Annotated in this window: 8 protein-coding genes and 1 pseudogene; 8 read left to right on the forward strand and 1 reads right to left on the reverse strand. The window is 56.0% G+C overall.

The window, feature by feature from the left end; all coding sequences use genetic code 11:
• The 8 genes from csrD to tldD all read left to right on the forward strand — a co-directional run.
• A partial coding sequence (gene csrD, locus RTY00_RS10090; RefSeq protein ID WP_312664336.1) for an RNase E specificity factor CsrD occupies positions 1-1,377 on the forward strand: 1,377 nt, incomplete at its 5' end.
• 310 nt (positions 1,378-1,687) lie between these two features.
• Positions 1,688-2,731: a rod shape-determining protein MreB gene (mreB, locus tag RTY00_RS10095; protein ID WP_007891976.1), complete on the forward strand. Its 1,044-nt coding sequence runs from the start codon at positions 1,688-1,690 to the stop codon at positions 2,729-2,731.
• 156 nt (positions 2,732-2,887) lie between these two features.
• Positions 2,888-3,922 (forward strand): rod shape-determining protein MreC, encoded by a 1,035-nt coding sequence (mreC, locus tag RTY00_RS10100; protein ID WP_008101989.1) that lies wholly within the window; start codon positions 2,888-2,890, stop codon positions 3,920-3,922.
• Entirely contained in the window at positions 3,919-4,407 is a 489-nt protein-coding gene (mreD, locus tag RTY00_RS10105) for a rod shape-determining protein MreD (protein ID WP_008101987.1), read from the forward strand. The genes mreC and mreD overlap by 4 nt, the downstream gene beginning before the upstream one ends.
• A gap of 8 nt (positions 4,408-4,415) precedes the next feature.
• Positions 4,416-5,009, forward strand: a complete 594-nt coding sequence (locus RTY00_RS10110) for a Maf family protein (protein ID WP_008101985.1) — start codon at positions 4,416-4,418, stop codon at positions 5,007-5,009.
• A complete protein-coding gene (gene rng / locus RTY00_RS10115; RefSeq protein WP_061720203.1) occupies positions 4,999-6,468 on the forward strand; it encodes a ribonuclease G in 1,470 nt (489 codons plus the stop codon). The genes RTY00_RS10110 and rng overlap by 11 nt, the downstream gene beginning before the upstream one ends.
• Before the next feature lie 46 nt (positions 6,469-6,514).
• Positions 6,515-10,333 carry an AsmA2 domain-containing protein YhdP gene (yhdP, locus tag RTY00_RS10120; RefSeq protein WP_312664337.1) on the forward strand — a complete coding sequence of 1,273 codons (3,819 nt, stop codon included), beginning with the start codon at positions 6,515-6,517 and terminating at the stop codon, positions 10,331-10,333.
• 64 nt (positions 10,334-10,397) lie between these two features.
• A complete protein-coding gene (gene tldD, locus RTY00_RS10125) occupies positions 10,398-11,843 on the forward strand; it encodes a metalloprotease TldD (RefSeq protein ID WP_312664338.1) in 1,446 nt (481 codons plus the stop codon).
• 32 nt (positions 11,844-11,875) lie between these two features.
• Here the strand turns inward: tldD and RTY00_RS10130 are convergent.
• Positions 11,876-12,013, reverse strand: a pseudogene (locus RTY00_RS10130) (transcriptional regulator); the annotation flags it as partial.

Here is a 12,013-nt window from a genome sequence, read left to right on the forward strand (position 1 = left end):
GCGGAATGGCCGCCGAAAGCCAGTCGCGCCATCGATACACTTCTGGGCGATTTGCAGGAAGCGGGCGAGCAGCGTTTGCGCATCGATACCTTAATTCGCACCTTTGCGGCGCAGGATCCGCGTACCGGTCTCAACAATCGTTTGTTCTTCGATAACCAGTTGGCGACGTTGCTGGAAGATCAGGAAGATGTCGGCACGCACGGCGTGGTAATGATGGTGCGCCTGCCGGATCTCGATACGCTGCACGAAACCCTTGGCCCAACGCTGGTGGAAGAGTATCTGTTTGACCTGATCAATATGCTTTCGACCTTTGTGCTGCGCTATCCGGGCGCACTGCTGGCACGTTATTTCCGCAGTGATTTCGCCGTCTTGCTGCCGCATCGCACTTTAAAAGAAGCCAATAGCATTGCCGATCAACTGATTAATGCCGTCGATTCACTGCCGCCGATGCGCATGGTCGATCGCGATGATTTGATCCACATTGGCATCAGCGCGTGGCGCAGCGGACAAAGTGTCTCGCAGGTGATGGAAAATGTGGAGATGGCCACGCGGCGTGCGGCACTGCAGGGCGGTAATAGTTGGTCGGTTGGCGAAGGCAATACGCTGGACATGGGGCGCGGCAGCGTGCGCTGGCGGACCTTGCTGGAGAACACGCTCAATCGTGGTGGCCCGCGAATGTACCAAAAACCGGCGGTGCTGCTGGATGGAAAAGTCCATCATCGCGAATTACTGACGCGCGTGTTCGATGGCGACAAAGAAGTGGTGTCGGCGGAGTTTATGCCGCTGGTGTTGCAGCTGGGTATGACCGATAGCTGGGATCGCCAACTGGTGGCGCGCATTGCAGCACTCTCTGAAATGTGGCCGGATGAAACCCTGGCACTACCAGTGAATATTGACTCGCTGTTGCAGCGGCCTTTCCAGCGCTGGCTGCAAAAACTGCTGCTGCAGTGCAGCAAATCGCAAAGAAAACGTTTTTTATTTGAACTTGCTGAGGCCGATGTTTGTCAACACATCAGCCGTTTAGTGCCGGTTTTCCATATGTTAACGGCATTTGGCTGTCGCATTGCGGTGGATCAGGCCGGATTGACGGTGGTGAGCAGTGCTTATATCAAGCAATTCCCGATTGAAGTGATTAAACTTGCGCCGGGTTTGGTACGCAATATTGAGCGACGTACTGAGAACCAACTGTTTGTGCAGAGTTTGCTGGAAGTGTGTAAGTCATCACCGACGCAGGTTTTCGCCGCAGGTGTGCGTACGCGCGCGGAGTGGCAAACGCTGTCAGGATTGGGTGTTTCTGGCGGGCAAGGCGATTTCTTTGCGCCCTCGTTGCCGGTCAACAGTAATGTAAAGAAACACTCGCAACGTTATCGAATTTAAACCTTCAGCGCGCGAACAGCGGGCTGATGGCTGTTTTTCTCGCTTATTTGTGCCGGAGCGCGCGATGCTGGCGGCTGGAAATGTTAGATTTTATGTCGAAATTTGCCCGCTATCGCTGGGAGAATTTAGGTTAAAACGGCGTGTTAACGCCATTTAACTACGGCAAAAGACCCTACGATCAGGCCAAAAAAGTATTCAGCGTATTTTTTCACCGAAGCAGAACGTTTTTGCGCCTTGTAGCGGCTTCGCGTGGTTGGTAAAGTAGGCGGATTTTATTTTCCGCCCCCAGCTTGCAGGATTATCCCTTAGTATGTTTAAAAAATTTCGTGGCATGTTTTCCAATGACTTGTCCATTGACCTGGGTACCGCGAATACCCTGATTTACGTGAAAGGACAAGGCATCGTGTTGAACGAGCCTTCTGTGGTTGCTATTCGTCAGGATCGTGCCGGCTCCCCAAAGAGCGTAGCGGCTGTCGGTCATGACGCTAAGCAGATGCTTGGCCGTACGCCGGGCAATATCGCTGCTATCCGTCCTATGAAAGATGGCGTTATCGCCGACTTCTTCGTCACCGAAAAAATGCTGCAGCACTTCATTAAGCAAGTGCATAGCAACAGCTTTATGCGTCCAAGCCCACGTGTGCTGGTCTGCGTACCGGTGGGCGCGACCCAGGTTGAGCGTCGTGCCATCCGTGAGTCTGCACAAGGTGCAGGCGCGCGCGAAGTCTTCCTGATTGAAGAGCCAATGGCTGCGGCGATTGGTGCAGGTCTGCCGGTTTCTGAAGCGACCGGTTCGATGGTAGTGGATATCGGTGGTGGTACCACTGAAGTGGCAGTGATCTCGCTGAACGGCGTGGTTTACTCCTCTTCTGTGCGTATTGGTGGTGACCGCTTCGATGAAGCTATTATTAATTATGTCCGCCGCAACTACGGTTCACTGATCGGTGAAGCGACTGCGGAGCGCATCAAGCACGGTATCGGCTCTGCTTATCCGGGCGATGAAGTGCACGAGATTGAAGTGCGCGGCCGTAACCTGGCAGAAGGTGTGCCACGTGGCTTTACCCTGAATTCGAACGAGATTCTTGAGGCGCTGCAGGAACCGCTGACCGGTATCGTGAGCGCGGTGATGGTCGCACTGGAACAGTGCCCGCCAGAACTGGCTTCTGACATCTCCGAGCGCGGTATGGTGCTGACCGGCGGTGGCGCATTGCTGCGCAACCTGGATCGCCTGCTGATGGAAGAGACCGGTATTCCGGTGGTCGTGGCAGAAGATCCGCTGACCTGCGTAGCTCGCGGCGGTGGTAAAGCGTTGGAAATGATCGACATGCATGGCGGCGATTTGTTCAGCGAGGAGTAATTCCTCAACGGCTAAGGCCCTGGTCAAATTGCGCAGGGAATAGCGCCTATGCTGACGCTGCTGCTGCAACGCACGACGGCGAGATGCGTCCAGCCCTGGAGGCGTTGGCTATACGGCTAACGCTTCTTCCCTGATGTCGAGGAACACGCAGAATTTATGAAGCCGATTTTTAGCAGGGGACCTTCCCTGCAGTTGCGCCTCTTTCTGGCAGTCATTGTGGCTATCGCGATTATTATCGCTGATAGCCGCGTGAGCTCCTTTTCCCAGATTCGCAACTACCTGGACACGTCGGTCAGTCCATTTTATTTTTTGGCCAACGGGCCAAGACAACTTCTTGATGGCGTTTCCGAAACGCTGGCGTCACGTCAGCAATTGGAGCTGGAAAATAAAGCACTGCGCCGTGAGCTCTTCCTGAAAAACAGTGACTTGCTGATGCTGGGGCAATATAAGCAGGAAAACGCGCGTCTGCGCGAACTGCTTGGCTCGCCGCTGCGCCAGGATGAGCACAAGATGGTGACGCAGGTGATCTCCACCGGCACCGATCCTTATACCGATCAAGTGGTTATCGACAAGGGCAGCGTAAACGGTGTTTACGAAGGTCAGCCGGTGATCAGTGATAAAGGGGTTGTCGGTCAGGTGGTTGCGGTTGGTCAGGTTACCAGCCGCGTATTGCTGATTTGCGATGCATCGCATGCATTGCCGATTCAGGTGTTGCGTAACGATATTCGCGTGATTGCCGCCGGTAATGGCTGCAGCGAAGATCTGCAGCTGGAACATCTGCCGGGCAACACCGACATTCGCGTGGGCGATGTGCTGGTTACGTCTGGCCTGGGCGGTCGCTTTCCGGAAGGTTATCCGGTTGGCGTGGTCTCCTCGGTGAAAGTCGATACACAGCGTGCTTACACGGTGATTCAGGCGCGTCCAGCGGCTGGCTTGCAGCGTTTGCGCTATCTGCTGCTGCTGTGGGGCGCGGATCGTAACGGCGTAGCACCGATGGCGCCGGACGAAGTGCATCGCGTTGCCAACGAACGTTTGATGCAGATGATGCCGCAGGTTCTGCCGCCAGCAGGCGAAATGGGACCACCGGCACCAGATACTTTGCAGTCATCACAGCAAATGGGGCCACCGCAACCCGCTAATAGCAGTCGTTCGCAAGGGAATTCTGCGAACACACGCGGAGGCCAGCCTTGAGTCGATATCGCAGCCAGGGCCGATGGGTTATCTGGCTGTCCTTTCTGATTGCCCTCATCCTGCAAATCATGCCGTGGCCGGAACAGATCTTCATGTTCCGGCCTTCATGGCTGTTGCTGATCCTGATTTACTGGGTGCTGGCGCTGCCGCATCGGGTGAATGTTGGCACCGGTTTTTTCCTCGGTGGCATCATGGATCTGGTGGCAGGTTCAACGCTGGGCGTGCGTGCGCTGGCTTTCAGCATCATCGCGTATCTGGTGGCCTTTAAATTTCAGTTATTCCGAAACTTAGCGTTGTGGCAGCAGGCATTAATGGTTATGGTGCTGTCCCTTGCGGTGGATGTGATTGTTTTCTGGGCAGAATTCCTGGTGATCAACGTCTCATTCCGCCCGGAAATCTTCTGGAGTAGTGTGGTCGACGGCGTCCTGTGGCCCTGGCTATTCTTATTGATGAGAAAGATTCGCCGTCAATTCGCTGTTCAGTAAGGAATACTATGATTAGCCTGTACCTCGCATCCGGTTCACCGCGTCGACGTGAGCTGTTAACGCAGCTTGGTCTGCAATTTGAACGCCTGATTACCCACGTAGAAGAGCAGCGTCAGCCAGAAGAAGCGGCTGAAGCTTACGTGCGTCGTCTGGCGTCAGATAAGGCGCGCGCGGGCGTCGCGGTAGCACCGCAGGATCTGCCGGTGCTGGGTGCCGATACCATTGTGGTACTGAACGGTGAGGTACTGGAAAAACCGCAGGATGCCGCGCACGCCGCCGCGATGCTGAGTAAACTTTCAGGACAAACCCATCAGGTGATGACCGCCGTAGCGCTGGCTGATAAACAGCGTGAACTGGATTGCCTGGTGACCACGGACGTGACCTTCCGCAAGATGACGGCGGAGGAAATTTCGCACTATATCGCCAGTGGCGAGCCGATGGATAAAGCCGGCGCGTACGGAATTCAGGGCCTTGGCGGCAATTTTGTCCGCAAGATTAATGGAAGCTATCACGCCGTGGTGGGATTGCCGCTGGTTGAGACCGGTGAGCTGCTGAGTCATTTTCAGTCACTGCGGGCGTTAAGGGGACAAGATGACGGCTGAACTGCTGGTAAATGTGACACCTTCGGAAACCCGTGTTGCCTACATTGATGGCGGCATTCTGCAGGAAATCCACATTGAGCGCGAAGCACGACGCGGCATCGTGGGCAACATCTATAAAGGACGCGTCAGTCGCGTCTTGCCGGGTATGCAGGCGGCCTTTGTCGATATCGGCATGGAAAAAGCCGCCTTTCTGCACGCCTCCGACATCATGCCGCACACCGAATGCGTGGCGGGTGATGAGAAGAAAAATTTTGTGGTGCGCGACATCGGCGAACTGGTGCGTCCCGGCCAGGATTTGATGGTGCAGGTGGTGAAAGATCCGCTTGGCACCAAAGGCGCGCGCCTCACCACCGACATTACCTTGCCTTCGCGCTATCTGGTGTTCATGCCTGGCGCGTCACACGTTGGCGTCTCACAGCGTATTGAGACCGAAGCCGAGCGCGAACGACTGAAAACGGTGGTTGCGGCGCACTGTGACGATCTCGGCGGCTTTATTATTCGCACCGCAGCCGAAGGCATTGGTTCAGAAGAGCTGTCGCAGGATGCCGCTTTCCTGAAACGTTTGTGGACCAAAGTCAGCGAGCGTAAAAAGCGTAATCAGACGCGTTGCCTGCTGTACGGTGAGCTGGCGTTAGCGCAGCGCGTACTGCGTGATTTCGCCGGTGCGGCGTTGGATCGCATCCGCGTGGATTCGCGTTTGACCTGCGATTTGCTGGTGGAATTCACCAGCGAATACATTCCAGAAATGGCTAGCAAGCTCGAGCTCTACAGCGGCAAACAGCCGATTTTTGATCTGTTCGACGTTGAGAACGAAATCCAGCGTTCGCTGGAGCGCAAGGTTGAGCTGAAGTCCGGCGGCTATCTGATCATCGATCAAACCGAAGCCATGACCACGGTGGATATCAACACCGGCGCGTTTGTTGGACACCGTAATCTCGACGAAACCATCTTCAATACCAACATCGAAGCGACGCAAGCTATTGCGCGTCAGCTGCGACTGCGTAACCTCGGCGGCATCATCATTATCGATTTCATCGACATGAGTAACGACGAACATCGCCGTCGCGTGCTGCATTCGCTGGAGAGTGCGCTGAGCAAAGATCGGGTGAAAACCGGCATCAACGGTTTCTCGGCGCTGGGTTTGGTGGAGATGACGCGCAAGCGTACGCGTGAAAGTATTGAACATGTGCTGTGCGCTGATTGCCCGGTGTGCAAAGGGCGCGGCACCTTGAAAACGGTGGAAACCGTCTGCTATGAGATCATGCGTGAAATTGTGCGCGTGCATCACGCCTACGATTCTGACCGCTTCCTGGTGTACGTTTCCCCGGCGGTGGGTGACGCGCTGAAGGGCGAGGAGTCACACGCGCTGGCGGAAGTGGAAATCTTCGTCGGTAAGCAGGTCAAAGTTCATGTTGAACCGCTCTATACCCAAGAGCAGTTTGATGTCGTCATGATGTGATCGTGAGGTTAAGTTCCGTAAGCCAACGGACAGCAAGGAGAGGTGTGTGAGGCGGTTGCCGAGGATTTTGTTACTGCTGCTCGCCGCAATCATCGTAATTGTGGCGCTGCTGGTCAGCGGGTTGCGCCTCGTGATGCCGCACCTCAACAGTTATCGCAGCGATATTCTGCAGACGATCTCACGCGTCAGCGGCGTCACGGTGGATGCCAGCGAACTGCAAGGGAAATGGGAGAATTTCGGCCCAACGCTGCAGGTGCGCGATCTCAACATCTCGATGCAGGAAGATGGTCAACTCACCATCGGCCGCGTCAATCTGGCGCTCAATGTGTGGCAATCGCTGCTGCACTGGCGCTGGCAATTCCGCGATCTCACCTTCTGGCAGCTGCATCTCGAAACCAACCATCCGTTGTTCACCAGCGACGAACAGAAGAACAGCTTCAAACCGGCGCAAATCAACGATCTGTTTTTGCGTCAGTTCGATCACTTCGATCTGCGCGACAGCAGCATCCGTTTTCTGACGCCGTCCGGCCAACACGCCGAACTGGCGATTCCGCGCCTAACCTGGCTGAACGAAAATACCCGTCACCGCGCTGAAGGCGAAGTGAGCCTTTCCAGTTTTACCGGCCAACATGGCGTGGTGCAGGTGCGCCTCGATCTTAACGACAGCAACGGCTTACTCAGCGATGGCCGCATCTGGATGCAGGCCGATGATGTTGATGTGCGGCCGTGGATTGGCCCGTGGCTGCGTGACAACACCAGCCTTGAAAGCGCGCGTTTCAGTCTGGCTGCGTGGGCGAATTTGCGTGATGGCGATCTCTACGCTGGTGATTTGCTGCTGAGCAAAGGCGGCGCGCGCTGGCGCGGCGAGCAGGGCGATCATCAATTACAGGTCGATGGCTTAACCGCGCACTTGTCGCGCTACCAAAATGGCTGGAGCCTTTCGGTACCGCAAACCCGTTTAAGCACCGACGGTATCGCCTGGGCGCCAGGGCATTTTTCTCTGCTGTGGAAGCCGGAAGATAAGCAGATGATTGGCGCCAACAGCGCGGCGGAAGTGCGCGTGCGTGCCACCCAACTCGACTTAGAACGTCTGGCACCGATCGTGCCGCTGTTTAAGCCACTTTCCCCCACTTTGCTGGATAACTGGCGTTCACTGCAACCGCGCGGCCACATTGATGCGCTGGCGCTGGATATCCCGTTGCAGCAGCCGGAGCAAACGCGTTTGCAGGCGAAGTGGCGCGATCTCGCCTGGCAACAGTGGGAATTGCTGCCGGGTATCAGCAATCTCAGCGGTAGCGCCAGCGGCAGCTTAAACAACGGTTTGCTGGATGTTGCGATGGGTCAGGCGGAAGTGCCGTACGGCGATATGTTCCAGGCTCCGCTGCAAGTTAAACAGATCACTGGCCAGCTTAACTGGCTGCATGATGCCAACGGCTTAACGCTCGATGGACATCAGCTGGATGTGCAGGCGCGCTCGCTGTGGGCACGCGGCGATTTCCGCTATCAGCAGAATTTGGGGACCGCGCCGCGCCTCGATATTCTCGCCGGGATTCGCGTCACCGATGCCGGCGATGCGTGGCGCTACTTCCCGCAGCGGCTGATGGGCCACGATCTTACGCACTATCTCAGTGACGCGATTAAAGGCGGGCAGGTGGATAACGCCACGCTGCTGTTTGCTGGCGATCCCGCGCTATTCCCGTTTAAACACAATGACGGCATGTTTGAGGTTTGGGTACCGCTGCGTAACTCCACCTTCCAGTTCCAGCCGGGCTGGCCTGCACTGGAAAATCTCGACATCAATCTCGACTTCCTCAACAACGGTTTGTGGATGAAAGCCGATCAAACCAAGCTCGGCGAGGTTGATGCGCGCAATGTCAGCGCGGTAATTCCGGATTACCTGAAAGAGAAGTTGATTATCGATGGCGATATCAGCGGCGAAGGCAAAAAAATCGCGGACTATTTTGAGCAAACGCCGCTGAAACCAACGCTCGGTGCGGCGCTGCAGGAGTTGCAGATTGGCGGCAATGTGCGCGGCAAACTCAATCTCGATATTCCGCTGGATGGCGAGCAGGTGCACGCCAGCGGCAATGTGGTGCTGAACAACAACACGTTGCATATCAAACCGTTAAAAACCACGCTGAACAATCTCACCGGCCGCTTCCGTTACAACAACGGCAATCTGGAGAGTGAAGAGTTGCAAGCCAATTGGTTCGGGCAGCCAACCGGCGTGAGTTTTAGCACGCAAGAGAATCCCAACGACTTTGGCGTGAACGTCAAGCTGTTGGGCGATTGGCAGCCAGGTAAACTCAAGGTGCTGCCGGACGCCATCACGCGTCAGTTAGGTGGCTCTTTACCGTGGCAGGGCAATGTCGACATCACGTTGCCGCACAAAGGTGGCGCGACTTACAAAGTTGCACTGCAAGGCGAGGGTAAAGCTGTAAGTAGTCACTTACCTGCGCCGCTGGATAAAGCGGCCGGTGAAGCGATGCCGATTACCATCAACGCGGATGGCGATCTAAAAGGTTTTACCTTGAGCGGTAGCGTGCGCGATCACCATCGTTTCAATAGCCGCTGGATTCTGGAGCCGCAGCTGCGCGTTGATCGCGGTATCTGGCTTAACGATGCGAAAAGCACACCGAAGCTGCCGGAAAAACGCGGCATGGAGCTGAATCTCCCGCCGCTGGATGGCGAAGCCTGGATGGGGATGATGGCTGGCGCAGGCAGTTCACGCAATGCGCAAGGCGAACCTGAAGTGGGCGGCGCACTGCTGCCTGGCGACTTTATTCTGCGGACACCGGCGCTGACGCTGGGTGGTCAGCAGTGGCACGACGTTAACGCCACTGTCACGCAGGGCGCAGGCGGCAACACGCGTTTGCAGCTGGAGAGCCGTGAAGCACGTGGCAGTTTGCAGACGTCGCAGCAGTCTCCGTGGCAGATCAACCTAAGCTATCTTTACTACAATCCTGAATGGGCTGAGAAAACTGAGGGAAAATCATCGCCGTTTGGCGGTAACAGTAGCAGCATCAACTTCAGCAGCTGGCCAGCGTTGCAGCTTAACTGTGATGAGTGCTGGTTGCGCGGACAGAAATTCGGTCACATGCAGGCGAAGCTGCAGCCGCAAGGCGATACGTTAGCACTTACTAACGCTTCGATTGATTCTGGCAGCTCGAAGCTCAACGTGGCGGGTGAATGGGTGAATAAACCCGGCGATCAGCGCACTTCGCTGAAGGGCAGCCTAAGCGGTGACAATATCAATGACGCCGCCAACTGGTTTGGCATGAACACGCCGCTGCGCGACGCACCCTTCAAACTCGATTACGATCTGCACTGGCGTTCTGCGCCGTGGCAACCCTCGGTAGAGACGCTGAGCGGTACGCTGAAAAGCCACTTTGGCAAAGGCCAGATCGCCGATGTTAATACCGGTCGCGCGGGACAGTTGCTGCGTCTGTTTAGCTTCGATGCCTTGCTACGTAAGATGCGCTTCGATTTCAGCGATACCTTTAGTGATGGTTTCTATTTCGATTCGATTAACGGCACCGCGTGGATTGAAAACGGCGTGATGCGCACCGATAACCTGCTGGTGGATGGCCTGGAAGCGGATATCGCCATGAAGGGCAACATCGATTTGGTGAAGCGTCAGATCGACATGGAAGCGGTGGTCGCTCCAGAAATCTCCGCCTCGGTTGGCGTCGCCACCGCCTTTGTGATCAATCCGGTGGTTGGCGCAGCTGTGTTCGCCGCCAGTAAAGTGCTGGGGCCGCTGTGGAATAAGATTTCGCTGCTGCGTTATCACATTAGCGGACCGCTGGATAAGCCGGAAATCAATGAAGTACTGCGCAAACCGCGCGAAGACGATAAGAAGTGAATTTGACGCCGTCGGGTAATTGCCGCAGGCTATGACTATCCGAGCACATAATGAGTGAGAAACGATGACTCTGAATCTGGTAAGTGAGCAGTTGCTAACTGCGAACAGCATTAATCAGCAGGACCTTTACTCCCTGTTAGGGCAGCTTTCAGAACGTCGTCTGGATTATGCCGATCTCTATTTCCAGTCCAGTTTCCACGAATCCTGGGTGCTGGAAGACAAAATTATCAAAGATGGTTCTTACCATATCGATCAGGGCGTGGGCGTCCGCGCCGTTAGCGGCGAGAAAACCGGTTTCGCCTACGCTGACCAGATTTCCCTGAATGCACTGCGTCAGTCGTCTGAAGCGGCGCGCAGCATCGTGCGTGAACAAGGCAACGGCAAAGCGCACACCTTGTCAGCGGTCCTGAACCGCTCGCTGTATGCGCCCGTTAATCCGCTGGATAGCCTGACGCGTGAAGACAAAATTGCTCTGCTGCATCGCGTTGATAAAGTGGCGCGCGCTGCCGATCCGCGCGTGCAGGAAGTAAATGCCAGCCTGAGCGGCGTCTACGAACAAGTGCTGGTGGCGGCAACTGACGGTACGCTGGCAGCAGATATTCGTCCGCTGGTGCGTCTGTCCATCAGCGTGCAGGTGGAAGATCAGGGTAAACGGGAGCGTGGCTCAAGCGGCGGCGGTGCGCGTACCGGTTATGAATTCTTCCTCGCCGATGAGAGCGGTGATGTGCGTGCCGATGCCTGGGCGTGTGAAGCGGTGCGCATGGCGCTGGTCAATCTCTCTGCCGTTGCGGCGCCCGCTGGCATGTTGCCGGTGGTGCTGGGCGCGGGCTGGCCGGGCGTGCTGCTGCACGAAGCCGTTGGACATGGTCTGGAAGGTGACTTCAACCGTCGTGCGACATCGGTATTCAGCGGCAAAATGGGCCAACTGGTGGCTTCAGAACTCTGTACCGTGGTTGACGACGGCACCATTGAAGGTCTGCGCGGTTCGCTGGCGGTCGATGATGAAGGCGTGCCGGGCCAATACAATATGCTGATCGAAAATGGCGTGTTGAAAGGCTACATGCAGGACAAGCTGAATGCGCGCCTGATGGGCGTCAATCCAACCGGCAACGGTCGCCGTGAATCTTACGCGCACCTGCCAATGCCGCGCATGACCAACACTTACATGCTGGCAGGCAAATCGACGCCGCAAGATATCATCGAAAGCGTGGAGTACGGCATTTATGCGCCGAACTTCGGCGGCGGCCAGGTTGATATCACCTCCGGCAAGTTCGTGTTCTCCACCTCAGAAGCTTACCTAATCGAGAAAGGCAAAGTGACTACGCCAGTCAAAGGTGCCACGCTGATTGGCTCCGGCATTGAAGCGATGCAGCAGATCTCGATGGTCGGCAACGACCTGGCGCTGGATAAAGGCGTCGGCGTATGCGGTAAAGAGGGACAAAGCGTGCCGGTTGGCGTGGGCCAGCCAACGCTGAAGCTGGATAAAATCACCGTAGGCGGCACCGCCTAAAGTTGTGGGGTCGCCATTCATGGCGACCTGCTTCAACCTTTCCGATGCTGCTGATACTGCTGCGCCACCTGTTTGAAATACTCGGTCAGATAATCAATACAGACCTGCACTTTCAGCGGCAGCTTATCTTTCTCGGTATAGAGCGCATACACCGGGCGCGGCTCCGAGTG

This window comes from Pantoea sp. CTOTU49201 (genome assembly GCF_032054795.1).
Taxonomy (GTDB): Bacteria; Pseudomonadota; Gammaproteobacteria; order Enterobacterales; family Enterobacteriaceae; genus Pantoea; species Pantoea symbiotica.